Consider the following 21,147-nt stretch of genomic DNA (forward strand, 5'->3'; position numbering starts at 1 on the left):
AACGTCAATCAGAAGACAGCGACTTTTTATTTGCGATGATAACGTGAACGGCTTTTCCGGTCACTATAATCCGTGTAATATGTCGAACGAGCTAACGATACACCTTCTGTCATTCGGTCGAGATATTCGTCGAGTTGCATCATGGCTGGAAGTTTATCCTCAAACAGTTCAAACGTCTCTTCTGCTTGATCCCGTTGTAACTCTCCTGCTTCCATCACAGCATCGACCAGTTCATGAAAGATGCGTTGCTCGGTTGCGCTCATCGTCTGCTCGATCCGTTTGACATCTTCGTCGTACATCAGGTCAAACAGGCGCATTCGCTCTTCAAGCTGCTCTTCGACCCATGTCCCGTCTTGTCCGAGCGTCTGCTCATAAGCAAGTTTCATCTCTTCAAGTGGCGTCTTCTGTTGCATGATGAACTTCAATGATTCTCCTGTCCAGATGTGACGAGCCAAGTAACTCGCATCGATGTTCAAAGCTTCAGCCAGTGCCTCGATGTACGCTTTTGTTGGATAGACTTCGCTGAGTTCCGTTCGACGAATGAAGTACGGTGCGACACCGAGTCGTTCTGCCAGCTGCTCGATCGTAACCCCGGCACGCTCTCGTAAAATACGAATTCGGTCACCGTAGCCTCGATATGGTGAATGGTCTAGCATACGTTTCCCTCCCTTGTTCCTATGGTATCATCATACCCTTGAATTCGGTGTTGGATACATCGAACTTTCGGATGATTTCCGGAACAGATGGCGCGGGTACCGTAGCCAAATCGGTAAGACACTTAAGAAGTATCCAACGGTGACGATACTGATCCAAAACATAGCGAGATTAAGAAAAGGTTTCATTTCAAGTCCAGCCTGTGTCACGACGACTTGGAACAACAAAAAGGCATGAAAAACAGAAATCAGATAGGGAATGAGTAAGACCGCACCATACTTCATGAGCAAGTAACGACGAATGTTTCCGGATCCGAATCCGAGCGCAAACAATGTCTTCATCCGTTTTTGTTCCTGTTCCGCCGTCATCTGCATCCATACATGCAGGAAACTCGCATTGATGACGAACAACCAGATCGTCAGAAGGATGACGACGAACGTGACGAGTCGTACGATCCGGATCCCGTCGATCTCATCTTCCGTCTCATTGATCAACTGATAGGGAACCGGCTGCTTCTCATCCAGCTTGGCTGCGGATTGAATATTGCGAACGATCTTCATCCACTGCTTCCAGTCCCTCGTTCCATAATCATGGTAGGCTGGCGTATCGAAGACGACGATTTGCCGAACAGGTTGTTTAAGTGTCGGGAAGACCGCGTCGCTGACGACGAATATCGTTTCGATCTGATAGTTATAGCCGAACACTAAATCATGGGAAGACGGCGAGAGCAGCTTAAACCCTTCTCGTTTCATCGCCTGTTCCGCCTTTTTCATCGTTGGTGTATTCTCTTCGAGTTGCACCGGTCGCGCGGGTACGAAGAAACTCTGTCGACCGGTCGCCTTCCGCTCCTCAAGGTGCAATTGACGCATCATCTTGTTGTAGGCAGAAATCGGTAAAAAGATACGCTTCCCTTCTGCCTTCACTTCAATATCTTGCTGATAGCGATCCGGAAATGCGTCCGTCATCGTCTGTTTAATATCCTTCAATCGCTTCGTCGGCTGAGCGGATTCTTCATAATAGACGAGACCAAATTGATTTTGGGACGAGAGATCGAGTCCGATCAATTGAAACAAGAAGACAAGTCCGACTGCCGTCAGCGCACATGACGTCAAGATCGTCCCGAGGGCAATCAGCGTACTATTCGTTCGTAACTGATTGGCGATCTCCGAAACGATCAGTTTCCGAAGAGACAACCGACATGGACGATATAGCTGGATCAACCACGGTAAGATATAGCGGCAAATGAAAAAGGAACCGATGAAGATGACAAGCGGGAATAACATATAAAATCCATACATTCGAACGAACGCAAGGACATATCCGTAAATCAAGAGCAATAGAGCGAGGACTTGTGTCAGAATCCAAACTCTTCTTCGAAAAAGTGAACGGGAACGGACCGGTCGATCCGGACGAAAACGGTAAATCGCCAGAACGGTCGCGATCAGTAAAACAAGGAAGGCGCCACCAATCAAGGCAAGAATCGCATAAAACGACAGCTCAAACTCGATCGGTGGCAAGAACATGATTTTGACGACAGAAAGTAACAGCATCTTCGTCAAGACATTTCCAAGTATCATCCCCGCCGTGATCGCTAATCCGCCGACGATCAGAACCTCAATCAAAAAATACTTCAAGAAGTGCGATAATCCACTACCGAGCGTCCGCATCGTTCGGAGATCGTTCTTCCGGTGCTCAAGCATCGTATAGGTCGTCGAATAGATGAACAGGATACTAAAAAATAGGATGATCAGTTCTGCGATGAAGACGAACAAGATCGTCATCTCGATGACTTGGTTCAATTGGCTGAGTATCTTGGCGACGTTTTGAAACGATCCGTTCGTCAGCAAGTTCCAGTAACTCGTCACGATCGTCATCGCGATGATGATCGTCAAGGCATACCCATAGTACAACCGCTGGTAGCGCCGGATATTACGTAGGGCGTATTGCAGATAATTGATGCTCATCCCCTCCTAACAACGATAACGACTCAATGACACGTTGAAAGAAGATCCGTCGTGGCTCATCACGGAATAACTCGGTTTGCACGCTACCGTCCTTTAAAAACAAGACATGATTACAATACGAAGCGACTTGCGGATCATGCGTCACGATGACCATCGTCATCCCCGTCGCGTTCAGTTCTGCTAATACATCCATGACATGTTTTGTCGCTTGAAAATCAAGCGCTCCGGTCGGTTCGTCCGCAAGTATCAGACGCGGCGTATGAATCAAGGCGCGACCGATCGCTGTTCGCTGCCGTTGTCCACCACTTACTTCGTCCACCTGCTTATCGAGCAAATCATCAATCTGAAGGCGACGAGCCAACTGCTCCATCTCTTCACGCGCCAGTTTTGCTTTTTTCCCAGACAACATCAATGGAACGAGCATGTTCTCACCGAGCGTCAAGGAGTCGAGTAAGTTGAATTCCTGAAAGATGATCCCAAGTGTCTCGCGTCGGAAGCGTGTCATCTCTTTTCGCTTAAACGTCGCTGTATCGACGCCATCAATCAGAATCGATCCCCAACTTGGCTCGTCGAGTGTCGCAAGCAAGTTGATCAGTGTCGATTTGCCACTACCGGACGGTCCCATGACTGCGACCATCTCGCCTTCTTCAACTCGGAAGTTCACATCCGTCAACGGCTGTTCCGTCACCTTTCCGGGATAGACCTTTCCTAATTGCTTCACCTCAATCATGTGCGCGACCTCCTACTAAACGAATCCGACATGTCGTCCCGATGCCTTCCTCACTCTCAAGTTCAATCTCGTGTCCGAGTTTCATCGAGACCTGCTGGACGAAATACAGTCCCATTCCGGTCGATTCCCCGTAACGTCGCCCATTCTCACCGGTAAAGAACGCATTAAAGACGCGTGGGACATCTCGTCTTGGAATCCCGACGCCGTCGTCTCGAATCGACAAAACGACCTGCCCATTTATCTCCTCCGCCTTCAAGACGACTTCTCGTCCGTGACCTGTCGTATATTTAATCGCATTCGTCACAAGCTGTAAGACGAGGAATCGAAACCACTTCGCATCCGTATAGACGTACATATCCTCCGCGATATCGAGTTTCGGAAAAACCTGATTTTTGACGAATAGTCGTTTTTCCTGATTAATGATGCCGGTAATAAGTGGCTTTAAGGATAACTGCTCTGCCTTCAGATCCGTCTCGATCGCTTCTAGACGTGACGAATAGAGCATCTGGTCGAGTCCACTGCGCAGCCGATCGACCTCTTGGCGCAAATCAGCTTGATAGTGCTCCCCCGGATGTTCGAGAATCAGTTCGATGACGGATAACGGCGTCTTCATTTGATGAATCCACTGGTCGACATACCGATGCCGCTCTTTTTCCTTCCGTCGCTCAGCAAACAGACTGTTTCGAAACAAGGTCTGTTGCCGTTCTAAAAATTGTTCGACAGCGACGGAAATCGGTTCTTCACTATCACTGCGAATCGGTTCTGCGACCGATTGGACCGGCTGTTGCATCCGTCGCAGCAACGGAAGCATGCTGAAGAAACGATAACTGAGATAAATCAAGAGACCGATACTGTTCAAGAGCACGATATAAAAGAAGGCTGCTGGGCGATAAAGATCGTAGAGCCATAAGACGGCATATAAAATCAGCATTTGTCCAGTAAAGAAGATGATACCTGGTATCGCGTGCCGTAAAAAGAGCTTCATGGTTCAAGAACCAGTTTATAACCGACACCTCGCACCGTCTCAAGTCCAGCGACACCGATTTCGGCAAGCCGTTTGCGGACACGCGTGATATTGACGTTCAACGTATTCTCATCGACGAATGCTTCGTCATCCCAAATCCGTTCAAGTAGATCGCCCCGACTGACGATTCGTGGACTTGCCGTCAGCAACATCTCAAGGATCAGTCCCTCTTTTTTTGACAGCTCGATCGACTGTTCCCCGTACTCGACGATATAACGGTCCAAGTACAGCGTGACACCTTCTTTCGTCACCGTCCGCTCATCCGTCTCGTTTGAAAGCGTGCCATAGGCCCGGCGAATCTGACTTTTAATCTTCGCGATGACGACCGCTCCTTGGAACGGCTTGACGATGTAATCATCCGCTCCGTATTCAAGCGCCATGACTTGATCCATCTCCCCGACCCGTGCTGAGATGAACAGGATGGGTGCCCGTGTCTTCATCCGCAATTGTCGACACCAATAGAAACCGTCAAACTTCGGTAAATTGACATCTAATAGAATGACGTCCGGATTCGTCTCTTCAAAGACCGCAACGACATCTCCTCGCCCATCTTCAACGACGACTCTAAAATCATAGCGTTCAAGTAGTTCTTTCAATAATGTAGCAATCTTCATGTCATCTTCGACTAATAAAATCGTATGCATCGTTCCTATCAACTCCTTCTCCCTTTATCATAACGAACTCAAAAAGGACTGGAAACGATTATTCCGTTTCCAGTTTGGTGTACCCTATTTAGTTCATCACGTGACGATGCGGCGATACGCACGAACCGTGACGATATAGTAGATCAGATAGACGATCGTATAACAAACAATCGCAAGTAATGTCGGACGAACGATGTTGTAGTTCAACAGTTTCTGCAAGACTTGCATCGCAACTAAACTATGAACGAGTCCGAGCACATACGGTAAGGAGAAGACGAATCCGACAAGACGACGGATGATGCCCGTCTGTTCCTTCTCATCGACACCGATCTTCTGGATGATGGCAAACCGTTGTTTCGATTCTTCTGCTTCCGCGAGCATCTTGAAGTAGATGATTGAACCCGTCGCAAGCAAGAAGACGAGTCCGAGGAAGCCGGCAGCAAACGCGAGCAAGCCGGTCGTTGCTGTCGTCATCGTATAGACAGGATAATACGCTGCCATCTCCGTGTCCGCTTGTTTTCCATATAGTTGTGTCAACTGTTTCATCAATCCATCGTCATGACGTTCATCTGAGAACTGATAATTCGTCAGTGTGAAACCTTTTTCCGGCATCTTCGCGAACGTATCATCGTTTACGACGAAGGCAAGCCGCTGTTTCTCATAAAGTTGAGCGATCGGTAGATTCGTCGCAGCGGTGATGCGAAAGGACTCATGAACGTCCTTGATTTCAACACCTACCGGCGATTTGATTTTCATCTTCAACAAATCGTTTCCTTTGAATGTCTCAAGGACGATCGCTTCGCCTTGTTTTGGTTCTTTGATGACCGTTTTCCCGTTCGCTTTCGCGAGCTTGACGTAGTCCGAATAGTTGACGTAGCTGAATTGTCCCGGCTGGTCTTCATACGCATACGTCGCGTAGTAGCGCGTGAACGTCAGCGGGTTCGGCAGATCGGTCATCTGATGGTCGACGTTCTTGACGTTGACCATCGTCCGGCTGTCGATCTTTTGGTCAGACTTTGCAATCAGTTGTTCCGCTTCAGATTGTTTACTCGCAATCGATAGACTGTACGGAACTTGCTCCTCGACGGTCTGATCGATGAAATAATAAATCGATGTCGCTGTACCGACTGTCGTCAATGTGACGGCAGTGATGACTGTGATCGTCGACAGCATGACGGCATTCGATTTGATTCGTGACAACAATTGCCCGTGCAAAATCAAATTCGTTCCTTTGAAGTGTCGCGCTTGATTACTTAAGACGCGCAATAAGAAGATCGTGAAGTAACTCATCGTTCCGAACGTTCCGAGAATGACGCAGAGCATCAAGAGTGGGGCAACGATCGTAAAGTGATCCATCAACGGTTGTCCGGTCAAATAGTACCCAACACCGATCAAGACGACCGAAAGCACGGTTAGGATCGGATGGACTTTCGGAAGCGATTCCGCTTGTTGTTCTGCCTTGAACAGTTCGATTAATGTAAAACGATAAATCGTCCGAGCCGAACGTAAAGCGATGATCAGAAAGATTAAAAGGAAAACACCGATCGTCTGCAGGACGGAAGCTCCGCTGATCGTAAAGGTCGCATCGACTTGCATCGCCATGACTGAAGCGAGCAACTGCACGAAGTATTTCGAAGCGACGGTACCGATCGCAATTCCGAGAATCAGACCAATCACTCCGTACCCCATCGTCTCAAGGAAAATCAGGCGAGCAATCTGCCCTCGTTCTAAACCGAGTAATGCATAAAGCCCGATTTCCTTCTTACGACGACGTAAGAAGAAGTCACTTGAATACCAGATGAAGATAGCAGAGAAAAGCGCTAGAATGACACTTGCTCCGGTAAAGACCGTTCCCAGTTTGCCGTACAATTCGTTCGCCTGAAGCATCGCTTCATTCGATCGAATCGCGAGGAACGTGTAATAAATCAGAATCGCAAACGTGACCGCACCGAGGTACATCACGTTTTGACGGATGTTCTTCAAATTTTGAAACGCCAGTTTAGACAAGCTCACGGACGGCACCTCCGAGTTCACGCTGAACTTCCATGATCTGTTCGAAGAATTCCTTCTGCGAACCAAAGCGATGGACTTCCTTGAACAGCTCTCCGTCCTTGACGAACAGAATCCGTTCCGCATAAGACGCTGTCATCGGATCATGCGTTACCATTAAAATCGTCGCGCCTTCGTTGTTGAGCGATTGCATCGCTTCGAGTAACCCGGTCGCTGACTTCGAGTCAAGTGCACCGGTTGGCTCGTCGGCTAAAATGAGTGACGGATCATGAATGATCGCACGCGCGGCAGCTGTCCGTTGTTTTTGTCCGCCCGATAGTTCAACGGGACGTTTATCGAGTAAGTCATAGATACCGAGTTGACGTGCCACACGATCGACACGTTCTAAGATCATCTTTTTATCGACGTTCGCGAGTGATAGCGGTAAGGCGATGTTTTCCCGGACCGTCATCGTATCGAGGAGATTGAAATCCTGGAAGATGAAGCCGAGTTGTTCCCGGCGGAAACGAGCCAATTGTTTTTGCTTCATCGCCGTCACGTCTGCTCCATTGATTAAAATCGAGCCGTCCGTTGGCTGATCAATCGTCGACAGCAGGTTAAGTAATGTCGATTTCCCGGCACCGGATGGACCCATGATACTGACGAACTCTCCTTCGTGGACACGGAGCGTCGTCGGACGCAGTGCTTCGTGGCGCGCTGTTTTCGTTTGATACGTTTTTGAAATCTGTTCTGCTTGTAAGATTGCTTTCATCTGTATTGCCTCCTGTGTTTGATTCGTTACACTCAGTCTAGTCCTTCCATGCTTTTCTCAAAATGGACTTTGCTTTCACTTCTCTTACAAAACGGTAAGACACGGGAGGAGACGACAAAAAAGCCCCCATCCGCAAGGAATGGAGGCGTATCGTATCTTATTTATGTGTTGCTTTGAAGAGCTCTGTGTCGCCTGCGACAACAGAAGTTCCTTCCGCTGGTACAGCTGAAAGCGTGAATTGATCGTGGTTTGTTACGATGATCGGTGTGATCGTCGATGGTGCGTTCGCACGGATGTAGTCAAGGTCGAACTCGACGAGGACGTCTCCTGCTTTGACTTTGTCACCTGACTGGACGTGAGCCGTGAAGCCTTCACCTTTAAGGTTAACTGTATCAAGACCAACGTGGATCAACAGTTCAAGACCATCTTCACCTTTTAGACCGATTGCGTGTTTTGTTGGGAAGATCGTTTCAACCGTTGCGTTGATCGGCGAAACAACTTTACCTTCTGTCGGCTCGATCGCGACACCGTCGCCCATCATTTTTTGAGAGAAAACTTGATCGGGTACGTTCTCGATGTTGACGATTTTACCTGTAAGTGCAGAAGCGATTTTCGCGTTTCCTGCGTCGTTACCACCAAACAATTTTTTTAAGAATCCCATGATACTATCCCTCTACTTTCTCGATCGTTTTTCTTCCGAATGGAAGTTTCGATTTTTTATAGGAGTAAGCTGTCAGACAGCTCGCTCACGTTCTCACAAAAAGCATACGTTTGTCCCTCTGGTTTTGCAAGTATTTTTGTGTGATAATAGTTAGAAATCATAAGGAGGCGCTTACATGTTACCATTTTCAGAAATTACATATGTCCGTCCTGACCTTGCCTTGCTTGAAACATCCATGAATCAAGCGATCGCTCGACTGACGGAAGCCACACAGGTAGATGAAGCAAACGCAGCCATCACTGAGATTAATACCCTCAGAAATCAATTTGAAACGGCAAGCCAGCTCGTCGAGATCCGCCACACGATCGATACACGCGATACGTTCTATGAGACGGAACAAGGATTCTTTGATGAAGCGAGTGCGATCTATCAAGGATATGTCTCAAGCTATTATCAAGCGTTGACGACGCATCCACTCCGCAGTGAACTCGAACAGACGCAAGGCAAACAGTTATTCCTGATTGCTGAAGCGAGCCTGAAGACGTTCTCGGAAGAGATCATTCCGAAACTCCAAGAAGAGAACCGTCTCTCGAGTGAATATACGAAACTGATGTCTTCTGCTCAAATCGAGTTCGATGGCAAGACGCTCAACTTATCACAGTTCGGCCCCTATCTTCAATCACCTGATCGTGATGTCCGTAAAGCAGCTTCAGAGGCACGCTACGGCTATTTAAAAGAACAAGGCGAAGCAATCGATACGATCTACGACAAACTCGTTCGCATCCGGACCGAGATCGCGAAGACACTCGGTTTCCCATCGTTCGTCGAGCTCGGATACGCACGGATGCTCCGCGTCGATTATAACCAATCGATGGTCGAACAGTACCGCGAACAAATCCGTGAGACGATCGTTCCGCTCGCGACACAACTTAAAGAACGCCAGCAACGACGGATTGGCGTCGATCAGTTGTATTACTACGATGAAGGGTTTGCTTTCAAGTCTGGTAATGCGACACCGAAAGGCGAAGAGTCGTTCATCATCGAAGGCGGCAAAAAGATGTACGCAGAGATGTCACCGGAGACGAACGAGTTCTTCAACTACATGCTCGACCGGGAAGCACTCGATTTAACGGCGAAGCCTGGGAAAGCTGGCGGTGGGTATTGTACCTACATCGCAGACGAAAAACTCCCGTTCATCTTCTCGAACTTCAATGGAACGGCAGGCGACATCGATGTCCTGACACACGAAGTCGGACACGCCTTTCAAGTCTATGAGAGCCGTCACCTGACAGCTCCAGAGAGTGCTTTCCCAACGTATGAAGCGTGTGAGATTCACTCGATGTCGATGGAATTCTTCGCTTATCCTTGGATGGAAGAGTTCTTCGGTGAAGAGACAGCGAAATACAAGTTCAATCACCTCGCAGGAAGCGTCACATTCCTTCCGTACGGCGTTGCGATTGACGAGTTCCAACACGTCATCTACAACCAACCGGAATTGACACCAGCTGAGCGTCGCGAAGCATGGCGGACGATCGAGAAGAAATACCTGCCGCATCGTGATTACGAAGCGAACGATTATCTCGATTCAGGTGCATGGTGGCATCAACAAGGACACGTCTTCGGCAGTCCGTTCTACTATATCGATTACACGCTCGCTCAAGTCTGTGCCTTCCAGTTCTATGCTTGGATGGAACAAGACCGGGAAGCGGCTTGGAAGTCGTATCTCGATCTCTGTCGTGCCGGTGGATCGGAAAGCTTCCTTACGCTCGTTGAACGTGCTGGATTGAAGTCTCCGTTCGCACCAGGTACGGTCGAGGCAGCAGTTGCACCGGTCAAAGCGTATCTCGAACAAGCGGACGACCTCGTGCTCGATCGCGTCTAATTATTCGATTTCCTCAATTTATCCATTGAAAAAGGTGAGTTTCCGTCCGGAAACTCACCTTTTCTATTTTAAGAGACCTCAATCTTTAAACTGTAACTAATGATTCATTCAGATAAAAGCGTTTCATGATACTTTCCGTACCAGACGCGGAACTCGTCTGCCGGGATTGGTCTTGAATAATAAAAACCCTGTGCATACTCGCAATCCAGCTGTTGCAGATGATTCGCCTGCTCCAGTTCCTCGATGCCTTCGGCGACAACATCATATTTCAATGTATGCGCCAGTTTAATGATCGTCTCGATGAGCGGTGCGTTCGAACAGGCATCCGGACCACTGATGAATGAGCGATCGATTTTCAGTCGCTGAATAGGCAATCGACTCAAGTAGGACAAAGACGAATAACCAGTACCAAAGTCATCGATTGCCAGACGATAACCCATTTGATGTAACTTCTGAAGCGCCTCGAAGACACGTCCGTCCGAAAAGACACCGAAAGATTCCGTGATTTCGAGTTCCATCCGGTCTTCAATTCCAGGATGAATTTCTCGGACACCCGTCAGGTAATCCACAATCCGACCAGACACGAGCTCTTTTACGGATAAGTTCGCTGAGACGCGAAGCGACCCGAGCTCCGTTTCTTTCCACGCCTCTACTTGGCGAACCGTTTCAGCAACGACCCACATCCCAATCTCTTCGATGAGCATCGATCGCTCGGCAATTGGAATGAAGACTGCCGGACTGATCATGCCACGTTCTGGATGGAACCAGCGCAAGAGCGCCTCACAACCATCCACCTGCCGTGTCGCAAGGTTGATTTGCGGTTGGTAGAACAATTGTAACTCGTTCTTTTCAATCGCATCCCGTAACTCCCCTTCCAATACGACCGATTCCAGATATTCCGCACTCATCCATGGTTCGAACCAGACTGGTCCACCTTCTGTCTGTTGTTTCGCATGCTGCATCGCGATATCGACAGAGGATAATAACGAAGTGACAGCTACTGCATCGTCTGGATAGCGGACCATACTCATACTGATGCTGACGTTCACGAATTCTCCGTTAATTTCATAAACATGTTCGATGACTTGCTTTAATTTCTCGTAATCAACGATATCCTGTTGCGCGACTAATACAGCGAATTCATCTCCACCAATACGTGCTGCTTGTCCCGTTCCGATGAAATGATGCTTCAGTCGATTCGCGAGATCCTTTAAAATCTGATCTCCTGCCCCATGACCGTAAATATCATTGATTCGGCGGAATTGACGAATGCTGATAGTGACGAGCTCGCCTGTTTGTGGTGCTCTCAGTGCATCCTGCATCTTTTGTTCAAATCCATTTCGATTCAGTAACCCCGTCAACATATCAAAAAGCGCAAGTTGTGTAATGCGTTCTTCTCGCCGAAACTGATCTGTCTCATCATGACAAGAGAGATATAAGGCAACACCTGTTTCATCCTCTTTGTTCGGAACGTGAATGATGTTGACGAACATATTTAAAATATCTTCGTCAAATAACATTTTACAGCGAATCGTCTGACTGTTCCCTTCGATGGCTTGTTGAAGTGCTCGTCGCATTCGATTCAAATCAGCTGGATGCACCAATTCTTCAATCGTCCAACCCGAAGTGGCATGCGTTAACTGTCGAAAACGATCATTTCCATTTAAAATCGTATAGTCCGACGATAAAGCAAGAATTGGATCTGTATTTTGAGAAAAGAGAGATTCGATTTCGGCTTTCTTCTGCTTAATCTCTTTTGTATTCGCATCACTATGATCGAGTAATCCAGCTATGATTGCTGTCATCGTCCGGAAGGCTTGAACGACTGGCTTGAAGTCATTTCTTTCGTGTACATGATACCCAGATTGCCGTCGATCCTCAGCAAACGTATTCGCTTCGTTTTGTAGTAAGGAAATATCTTTTCGAAAAGCACGTAATAATAACCAATTCAATATTAATAATGCCGCAATGACAAGAATGATTGTTGCAAATAGCAGCCAAGCATTTTGAATGATCTGCGATCCTCGGTGCTGCATTTCTTGTTGTACCTGTTTTAACTTTTGATCATATATCTGGTACATGCTTGTTTCATATTGTTTAGACTGATTAGCTAGTTTCACATAGTTTTGATCGTTTGATGTACTCAACAGTTCATCTAGCGTTTCTGTGTAATTTCGCATCTGACTTCTCATGTTTGCAATTTCTTGGCGCCCTGTGTCGTCTTGTAACGAAACTACCTCATACAAGGCATTCATGAGCGATTGTTGTCGAATGGGCAAGTCGATCCGCATTTGTTGGATGCGTAATCGATCAATCGAACTGATTTCGTTGTCCCGACGTGCTTCTCGTAGAATCTGTGCCGATTTTCCAAGCTGCTCTTCCATCATGATAAGATGCGAGAACACATCATAGTATGAACCAGTCTCTTTACTTAAGACGAGTTGATTAAAAATCACTTCACTTTTAAAATTCGTAGAGGCTGTGAAAAAGCGATGATTGGACTCGTATCCTTGACGCTCTAATTTCGTGAGTTCCTCCAACAACTCTTTACGTGCTGGGCCAATCGCTTGCTCTTCCTTTAGCTGTTCATATAAGTGGAAGAGAGAGGTCTCTGCTTGTTTTGTTACTTGTGGTTCCTCAACCTGTTTCTCTAAGGAAGCAAGATAATAAGACGTTAAATCTTGAGTTGCATGATTTGCTGGGATCACGATGTCAATCGCTTTTGCCGCCTCTTCGAAACGTTTTCCTTCTTCGAGTGTTTTGTTCAATTGGTGTAACGCAACGATAATCGCAAGTAGACCGATGACTGCAATCATCCACGAGAACGTTTTATAGTAGGATCGTCTTCGAAAAGCTTCTTCGATGAAGACTGGTGATAAACGTCGCAACACATCGTCCTCCCTAAAATGTCATTATGCTTCTATATCGTCTCTTTTTGCTGTATGTTGAAGTCGATTTAAGTCAATAAAAAGCACTTCTTCTCACATTTCGTGAAAATAAGTGCTTTCTTTACTAGTTTTATATTTTTTAGTAACTGACATTTTCGCGCGCTACTTTTTTCGCGAAATAATCGATGATATCCCGACGACGAATGATTCCGATAAAGTGCTTTCCATCATCGATGACAGGAACGAAGTTTTGGTCCGTGATGACCTCAATCATCTCTTCCATTTGCGCAGTAATCGAGACTGGTTTATAACGAACACGTTGTTTAATATCCGTTAACCGTGTTTGCAAGACGTGATCGTAGTCTGCATGCTCTAGATTAGCCTCGAGCGCCCACAAGACATCCCCTTCCGTTAATGTCCCTGCGTATTTACCTTTATTATCGACGAGCGGAACGGACGTAAATCGATGATGTTTCATCTTTTCTAATGCCTGTCTGACCGTCGATTCAGGATCTAAATATTTCACCTCATCTTTTGGTAGTAAGAAAAAAGCAATGTTCATTTCTGTTCCTCCCTAGCCACTCTGTGACACCTTCTTCATTTTATCACGAAGCCTCACTGGATTCATTTCTCAAATGATGAAAATCTCTACATAATTCCTTCATATTTATCCGTACCCTTCCGATAGTCAGAATAGACAGATTTTAAAGACTATTTAGGATAGGAGAATTCATCATGCGCCTCCCGATCACCCGTCGTTTGTTCATCGGGCTTATTTTGTTGCCTGCTCTTACTCTCGGTGTTTCCACTTGGTTTTCGTATGACCAAACAAGCCGAACTGTCGATCAACTGGTCGACTCGACATCCCAAACTGCTTTAAAGCAACTCGAACAATCGTTTTCCCGCATCATCGATGATACTAAAAAAGATACAACACTCCTTGCCGGACTCCCTTCCAACCGTGAAGACGGTACTCTACCGAACTACATAGATACAACCAAACAACCCGATGCTTCGGAGGCTCCTTCTCAAAAAGCAACAGATATCTATAATGTCCTTGAGAAATATGGCTCCTCAAAAATCGAAAATTCATTTATCCAATACGCTGATACGAAAGGCGGCTATCTTAACTGGCCAAAACAAGACGTCGCACCTGGATACGATCCTCGAAAAGAGATTTGGTATAAACAAGCGCTGGAGAATTCAAGCACTGTCGCCATGAGCGAGCCTTACTATGATAGCGCGACGAAATTATCCATCATCGGTTTCTCTAAGGCGACACTAGATGCTCAAGCGAACATCAAAGGTGTATTGTCTGTTTATAAAAGCATCAATCGTCTTGCTGAAGATATGAAACGGATTGAAATCGGACAAAAAGGATTTGTTTTCAGCTACACACAAGACGGTAAGGTCGTCACGCACCCGAACCGAAATTATTTCTTCAAAAAAATCAATCAACTACGTGAAGACGGAAAAGCATATTTCTCTGCTCCAAAGTCCATGTTAGAGCAAGAATCCGGTACGAAGATCATGGACGTCGCCGGAAAAAAATCGGTCGTCATTTGGCAAACTTCTTCGAAAACAGGATTCAAACTAGCCGTCGTACTGGATTACGCTTCCTTGTATGCGCCTAAAGAAGCCATGCTCAATCAGTCATTGATCAATTTCGTCGTTGCGATCGCCCTCGCGACATTGATCGCTTGGTTGATCGGGCGTTCGATCAATCGCCCGCTGTCGATGCTCCGTCGTGAAGCATTAGCAATCGCATCAGGTGATTTGCGAACACAGCATCGTCCTAAACGATTCATCCGGGATGAATTAACAGACCTCAGTGCAAACTTCGACGCGATGCGCGCGCGCCTGCGACAAACGATTCTAGCGATGACTACATCCGCTACGACCGTTCGCGATGCGTCAGAAGAGCTCTCAAACAATGCGACTCATGTACAAAAGGCTTCACGTCATATCGGACAGACAATGGAAGAAATCGCTGCTGCTGGTGAAACTCAAACGAAACAAGCCGAACGTTCTTCCCATGCTGTATACGGTGTCAAGGAACGTTCTACAGCAATGCAACAGGTCGCGTCCACGACACTTTCTGAAGTCGCTTCCGTCGCTTCCGCTGCGACACGAGGAAGTGACGTGACGAAACAGACGATTTCTGATCTATTGAGCCATTCGGACTCATTGGAAAAAGAAATCGAGAATACTTCTGATTTCTTAGGCAAACGTTCTGATGAGATCGGAAAGATTCTTGGAACGCTGCAAGCCATCTCGAGTCAGACGAATTTACTCGCCCTCAACGCAGCAATCGAAGCCGCACGTGTTGGTGAACAAGGACGTGGATTTGCTGTCGTCGCGAGTGAGGTAAGAAAACTGGCCGAGGAGAGCGACGAATCCGCTAAACAAATCAAACAGCTCCTCGATAATATTCAACAAGAAACACATACTGCCATGAGTGCGATGCACCATGTCATGAGTGATTTGAAGCTGTCTCTTGAGTCTGTCAAAACGACAGGCGATGACTTCGAGCGCATCGCAGGATCCGTACATCATGTCTCGAATCGAACAGAAGTATTGACTGGTGACATCGAGGCGCTGACGCTTGCTACGGAAGAAGTATCCGATGCCATGGGAACCATTCTTGCTTTAACGGAAGAGAATGCAGCAGGTCTTGAGACAAGCGCTGCAAGTATTCAAGAAACGAACGCAACACTTGAATCCGTGACGACGGCAGCGGCTCACCTCGCTCACATCGCAGGTGATCTCCATGCGCTCACATTGGAATTCCAGTTAGACGAAACCGTATCTGACGAACATTCGGTCGAAGAACAAGAAGACGTCCTTTCATCAGAACCCGACACAAGCCATTCTGCTGACGATGCCTACGCGGAAGTCGCAAGCACAGAATTGACGGAGCACGATATCGAAACGAATGATCCTGAAGTCGAGACGGGGCACGAGGAGGATCCAACACCTGAGTCCTCTCCGTCTCCTACGAATCCATAAGCCTATCGATCCGGAGTCTTGAAGAAAGACTTCGGATTTTTTCATTCCCTACTCGACTATCGATTGCCGAGCACATACACTAGATACAATCGATGCATCATTCGAAAGGAGTCGCTTCATGAATCCCTTAAGCCCCTCAGACTTGACACAAATCGCGGAACATTTGTTTGGGATGACTGGTTTTTTTATTTCCTATCAAGATCAAGAGCATGTCTCAATCGAGTTACGTCCTTCCGCACCCAAGCATCCAGCTAATCTATTGATTGAAGATACGTGGCCTACTTTAAAAAATCATCGCCCTCTACTTCATACCTTAAAAGACGGAACGGCTTATCTGTTCGTAGACGTTCCTGACCAAGGCATGTACCGGATCGGTCCCGTTCTCTTACAGTCAGCACTTTTTCGGGCTCATATTCAAGATGAGACCTATCATCAATTTTATAAAGTTCTACCCCGAACGACGGAAAATCGTCTGATCGACTGTGCCCATTTGCTCTATCGCCTTCTACATGGTGAAGGATTGTCCTCTCGTGACATCGATCATGTTTCAGATATACAGGAAGAGGAAATTCCTTTAGTGTCTGAAGCCCCTTCGCACACAGGTGTGACCGCCTATCGAAAAGCTTGGCAACGCGAGCAACAAATCATCGACTGGATCTCATCCGGACAGAGCGAACGGTTGGCGACGACCTATTCTCTTCCCGCATACGGTGAGTTCGGAACACTCGCACGTCATCAACCACTCCGAGCAGAAAAGAATCTACTTCTAGGAACGGTTCTTCTGAGCGCACGTGCCGCTATTCGTGGGGGACTCGAACCAGACGAAGCCTTTTCGCTCAGTGATCGGATGATTGAGACGATCGAAGCTGCGACGAGTATTGCAGAATTGCGAAATCGTCACGTTCGGATCACGGTATCTTTTGCGGAAGCCGTCAAAGAAATACAAGCGTTGCGTCATTCGCCACACGTCCTAGCTGCCATTCGATACATTCAGCAGCATCTCTACGATCCTTTATCGGTCTCGTCCATCAGTCAGGCGATTCACGTATCCTCCAACTATTTATCCGTTTTATTTAAAGATGAAACGGGTTTACCGCTGGCTCGTTACGTCATTCGTGAACGGATTCGCGAAGCGAAAAGATTGCTACGTTCATCTGACGACTCGCTATTGACGATTTCAAACCGACTGCACTTTTCAAGTCAAAGTCATTTCAGTCAGGCCTTTAAACAAATCACGGGCGAGACGCCTACTCATTACAGACAAAAGACAGATTTTTAGGAACACTGCTACCTTTTTCAGATTTGTGATATCCTATTCAACAGAATACAATTTTGCCGAATCGAATCTTTTTCGATTCTTTCATCAAAAGGAGAGTCAACATGAATTCAATTAGTGTGATCATTCCAGTCTATCAAACCGAATCTCAAGCAAAAGCTGCGATTCAATCCGTTCTCGACCAACACGTTTCGATTCCTGTAGAAATCGTCGTTGTCTTTGATGGACCAAGTTCTTATGTCGATGATATTCGTGCACTATATCCAACGTGTACCATCATCGAACAATCACATCAAGGTGTGTATGCGGCTCGACGTAATGGAGTTCAAGCTGCTTCAGGAGACTATGTCATCTTTTTAGATAGTGATGATATTCTTGCTCCCCGTGCGCTTTACACATATATCAAGGCATACGAGAAGTCTCGTGGGGAAGTCATCATCGGTAAGATCTCCCCTGTCTATAATAAGAAGAAATGGCTGATGCCAATCGATGACGATCGTTACTTCTTTTACTCGCGCACGAAGTTTAATTCGCGTCACTTGACGACAATCCATGGATGGATGATCAAAAAAGAATTGCTTCAGACATTGCCTAGCTTCGAAACGACATGGTTTGCGGATACGCTCATCGCCCATACTGTCATTTCGCAGTTAACGAACATTACTTCCGTCAACTACATCGTGTACGGACGGAATTCAAGAAGTACACCACTGGATGGTCAATCGCTCTTCCAACTACGTGACATTACGACACTCTCAGATATCTCTCGAATTTATGGCATATTATCAGCAGAGACAAAAGATGAAGAAGTCCAAAAATTCTTAAATACGTGGTATAAACGGTTCATTTCAAAACGTGGACGTACATTACTCGAACGGAGTTCATCTAATACTCAACAAGCAGAAGTCTTCAACCATGTCGCTTACGACTTAAAGCGGATGCCATCAAAGAGTAAATATCTACAAGCTTGGTCAACGGGATCGTACGCGATGTTCAAGCTGTACATTACTGCTGTCAAAACAAAACGTTCCTTACGTACGGCGCGTCGTAAAAAAATTAAAAACGGTCTTATGCTATATCGACTATTCCAGAAGATGCCGATCAAAGACAATCTCGTCTTATTCGAAAGTTTCTTAGGGCGGAGTTACTCGGACAATCCGAAGGCACTTTACCTTCACCTAAAAGAAAAACATCCGGAACTAGAACTTGTTTGGATTTTCGCTCAAGAACCTTCTGATGAAGTGAAGGAAGCATGTCCGAATTGGATACTTCGAAACAGCTTTACGTACTATCAATACATGGCTCGTGCGAAATACTGGATTTTCAACACGCGTCAGCCGCTCAGCTTGAAAAAACGCGAAGAAACCATCTATCTTCAAACATGGCACGGTACGCCATTAAAACGACTCGGTCTTGATATGGAAGATGTGCATATGGCTGGAACGAATGCGATTCGCTATAAAAAGAATTTCTATAACCAAGCGCAAGAATGGAACTATCTGATTTCGCCAAACGCGTACTCGAGCGAAATCTTCAAGAGCGCATTCGGGTTCCAAAATACGATGCTTGAAACGGGCTATCCTCGTAACGATCTCTTATATGCCGATAATCAAGCGGGTCTCATCAGTGAAATCAAAACACGCTTAAATATTCCGGCTGATAAAAAGATCGTCCTTTATGCACCGACATGGCGAGATGATGAGTTCATCGCGCGAGGAAAATACCGATTCGACTTGCAATTGAATTTAAATGAGATGCAAGCACGCCTCGGTGACGAGTACGTCGTCCTTTTACGGATGCACTACTTGATTGCTCAAAACATGGATATCAGTGGACACGAAGGATTCGCTTACGATGTCTCTTCATACGGTGATATCGCAGAACTCTATCTGATTAGTGACATCCTGATCACGGACTACTCATCTGTGTTCTTCGACTATGCACACTTGCAACGTCCAATGATCTTCTTTACGTACGATCTAGAGAAGTATGCTTCAACGTTGCGCGGATTCTACTTCGATTTCGAAGAAGTCGTCCCTGGACCACTTCTGAAGGAAACAGATCAAGTCATCGATTATATCGAACAAATCGATACGAAGTCCGTCGCTTACCAAGAAAAATACGATCGCTTCCTCGAACGGTTCTGTAGCTTAGATGATGGTACGGCGAGTGAACGCGTTCTTGCTGAATTGTTCTCAAGTACAGCACAATCGACGGTCGAGGACGAATCAACAGAAACGGAATGATAAATCAAAAAGTGCCTCCTTCTTTAACTGGAAAGAGGCACTTTTAATTTAGTTACGGACGAACAAGGCAACGCTTTCGACGTGTGTCGTATGCGGGAACATATCAACAGGCGTCACTTCGACGAGTGTATACCCGAGCTCTGTCAATAGCTTCGCGTCACGCGCTTGTGTCGACGCATTACATGAGACGTAGACGATCCGCTTCGGTGCGACATCTGCAGCAGCACGTAAGAACTCTTCGTCACAGCCTTTACGGGGTGGGTCGACGACGATGACGTCCGGTTGGATACCGGCTTTAACAAGATCTGGCATGACCTTCTCAGCTGCACCATACTCGAACGTCACGTTCTCGATCCCGTTCGCTTGTGCGTTCCGACGTGCATCATCGATCGCTTGCGGTACGATTTCGATGCCGTAGACGTGCTTCGCTTGTTTAGCGAGTGATAAGGAAATCGAACCGATCCCACAGTAAGCATCGACGACTGTCTCATCGCCTGTCAACTGAGCGTACTCGAGCGCTTTCGCGTAGAGTTTCTCTGTTTGCAGCGGATTGACTTGGAAGAACGAATGCGGTGAGATCTCATACGTCAATCCAGCGATTTGATCGCGGATGACGGACGGTCCATATAAGACGACGTTCTTTTTCCCGAGAATGACGTTCGTATCATCCGGGTTGATGTTGTGCTGGATCGACGTGACGTTTGGTAACGCCTTTAAGATACCTTCAACGATCTTATCGATCCCACGCAATTGTTTGACCTTCGTGACGAGCACGACCATCAACTCGTTCGTGTGATACCCATGACGTGCCATGATATGACGGATGACACCTGCTTTTTTCTTCTCGTCGTACGCTGGGACTTTCAAATCAGCGAGGACTTTACGAACCGCTTGGACGGCTTCGTCGTTTTCTTTGTTTTGGATCAAGCAGTAGTCCATATCGATGATCCGGTGACTCCGTTTTTGATAGAAGCCAGCCATCAATTTGTTCGATTGGAAGGCGACCGGTACTTGTGCTTTGTTACGGTAACCCCATGGATCTTCCATCCCGATCGTCTCGTGGACGGGAATTTCAAGACCTGCTAGGCGTGCGAAGGCATCACGGACACGGTTGTGCTTGAACTTGAGTTCTGCGTCGTATGACAAGTGTTGCAATTGGCAACCGCCACACTGGTTGTAAACCGGACAAGGCGGCTCGACACGATCGACACTTTTCGTCTTTTGACGGATGATGCGACCGAATCCGTAAGATTTCGTCGTTTTCGTGATTTTGATCTTGACCTGTTCCGTCGGCAATGCGCCCGGGATGAAGACCGTATATCCATCGATACGCGCGACCCCTGATCCTTCATGTGTCAGGTCGACGATCTCGACGACGTGTTCATCGTTCTTTTGTACTGGAATCATG

General features: G+C 46.8%; 15 protein-coding genes. 4 read left to right on the top strand and 11 right to left on the bottom strand.

Translation table 11 applies throughout. The features are described from left to right. Positions 1-26 precede the first annotated feature (26 nt). The 8 genes from ASF99_RS12480 to ASF99_RS12515 all read right to left on the bottom strand — a co-directional run bounded on the left by ASF99_RS12480 (position 27) and on the right by ASF99_RS12515 (position 8,438). Positions 27-656, bottom strand: coding sequence for a helix-turn-helix domain-containing protein (locus tag ASF99_RS12480; protein ID WP_023469319.1), 630 nt, complete (start codon positions 654-656; stop codon positions 27-29). 30 nt (positions 657-686) lie between these two features. Then, complete coding sequence (locus ASF99_RS12485; protein WP_055969051.1) at positions 687-2,618, bottom strand: ABC transporter permease; 1,932 nt, start codon at positions 2,616-2,618, stop codon at positions 687-689. Further along, the gene (locus ASF99_RS12490; protein WP_023469321.1) at positions 2,584-3,348 is read right to left on the bottom strand and encodes an ABC transporter ATP-binding protein; all 765 of its coding nucleotides are present in this window, start codon (positions 3,346-3,348) and stop codon (positions 2,584-2,586) included. The genes ASF99_RS12485 and ASF99_RS12490 overlap by 35 nt, the downstream gene beginning before the upstream one ends. Continuing rightward, a complete protein-coding gene (locus tag ASF99_RS12495) occupies positions 3,341-4,333 on the bottom strand; it encodes a sensor histidine kinase (RefSeq protein WP_023469322.1) in 993 nt (330 codons plus the stop codon). The genes ASF99_RS12490 and ASF99_RS12495 overlap by 8 nt, the downstream gene beginning before the upstream one ends. After that, positions 4,330-5,016 carry a response regulator transcription factor gene (locus ASF99_RS12500; RefSeq protein WP_023469323.1) on the bottom strand — a complete coding sequence of 229 codons (687 nt, stop codon included), beginning with the start codon at positions 5,014-5,016 and terminating at the stop codon, positions 4,330-4,332. Before ASF99_RS12500 ends, ASF99_RS12495 begins: the two co-directional genes overlap by 4 nt. 96 nt (positions 5,017-5,112) lie before the next feature. Continuing rightward, complete coding sequence (locus ASF99_RS12505) at positions 5,113-7,029, bottom strand: ABC transporter permease (RefSeq protein ID WP_055969054.1); 1,917 nt, start codon at positions 7,027-7,029, stop codon at positions 5,113-5,115. Next, positions 7,016-7,777, bottom strand: a complete 762-nt coding sequence (locus ASF99_RS12510) for an ABC transporter ATP-binding protein (protein WP_055969057.1) — start codon at positions 7,775-7,777, stop codon at positions 7,016-7,018. Before ASF99_RS12510 ends, ASF99_RS12505 begins: the two co-directional genes overlap by 14 nt. Before the next feature lie 157 nt (positions 7,778-7,934). Continuing rightward, on the bottom strand, positions 7,935-8,438 hold the full coding sequence (locus ASF99_RS12515; RefSeq protein ID WP_035396161.1) for a PTS sugar transporter subunit IIA: 504 nt from the start codon (positions 8,436-8,438) through the stop codon (positions 7,935-7,937). Between the two features lie 175 nt (positions 8,439-8,613). Between ASF99_RS12515 and ASF99_RS12520 the strand changes: the two genes are divergently transcribed. Further along, on the top strand, positions 8,614-10,320 hold the full coding sequence (locus tag ASF99_RS12520) for a M3 family oligoendopeptidase (protein ID WP_035396159.1): 1,707 nt from the start codon (positions 8,614-8,616) through the stop codon (positions 10,318-10,320). Between the two features lie 104 nt (positions 10,321-10,424). Here the strand turns inward: ASF99_RS12520 and ASF99_RS12525 are convergent, their stop codons facing one another. Together ASF99_RS12525 and ASF99_RS12530 are read right to left on the bottom strand one after the other, a co-directional pair. Beyond that, positions 10,425-13,211 carry a putative bifunctional diguanylate cyclase/phosphodiesterase gene (locus ASF99_RS12525; RefSeq protein ID WP_055969060.1) on the bottom strand — a complete coding sequence of 929 codons (2,787 nt, stop codon included), beginning with the start codon at positions 13,209-13,211 and terminating at the stop codon, positions 10,425-10,427. 136 nt (positions 13,212-13,347) lie between these two features. Continuing rightward, on the bottom strand, positions 13,348-13,770 hold the full coding sequence (locus ASF99_RS12530) for a CBS domain-containing protein (RefSeq protein ID WP_023469329.1): 423 nt from the start codon (positions 13,768-13,770) through the stop codon (positions 13,348-13,350). A 173-nt stretch (positions 13,771-13,943) separates the two neighbouring features. Here ASF99_RS12530 and ASF99_RS12535 point away from each other — a divergent pair, with 173 nt between their 5' ends. The 3 genes from ASF99_RS12535 (at position 13,944) to ASF99_RS17115 (ending at position 19,739) form a co-directional block, all read left to right on the top strand. After that, positions 13,944-16,217 (top strand): methyl-accepting chemotaxis protein, encoded by a 2,274-nt coding sequence (locus tag ASF99_RS12535; protein WP_023469330.1) that lies wholly within the window; start codon positions 13,944-13,946, stop codon positions 16,215-16,217. A gap of 118 nt (positions 16,218-16,335) precedes the next feature. Next, positions 16,336-17,496, top strand: coding sequence for a helix-turn-helix domain-containing protein (locus ASF99_RS12540; protein ID WP_023469331.1), 1,161 nt, complete (start codon positions 16,336-16,338; stop codon positions 17,494-17,496). 101 nt (positions 17,497-17,597) lie between these two features. Further along, on the top strand, positions 17,598-19,739 hold the full coding sequence (locus tag ASF99_RS17115) for a bifunctional glycosyltransferase/CDP-glycerol:glycerophosphate glycerophosphotransferase (protein ID WP_082487174.1): 2,142 nt from the start codon (positions 17,598-17,600) through the stop codon (positions 19,737-19,739). A gap of 48 nt (positions 19,740-19,787) precedes the next feature. Here the strand turns inward: ASF99_RS17115 and rlmD are convergent, their stop codons facing one another. Beyond that, positions 19,788-21,146 carry a 23S rRNA (uracil(1939)-C(5))-methyltransferase RlmD gene (rlmD, locus tag ASF99_RS12550; protein WP_035396153.1) on the bottom strand — a complete coding sequence of 453 codons (1,359 nt, stop codon included), beginning with the start codon at positions 21,144-21,146 and terminating at the stop codon, positions 19,788-19,790. Position 21,147 lies beyond the last annotated feature (1 nt).

It is taken from the genome of Exiguobacterium sp. Leaf187 (assembly GCF_001423925.1).
Classification (GTDB): domain Bacteria; phylum Bacillota; class Bacilli; order Exiguobacteriales; family Exiguobacteriaceae; genus Exiguobacterium_A; species Exiguobacterium_A indicum.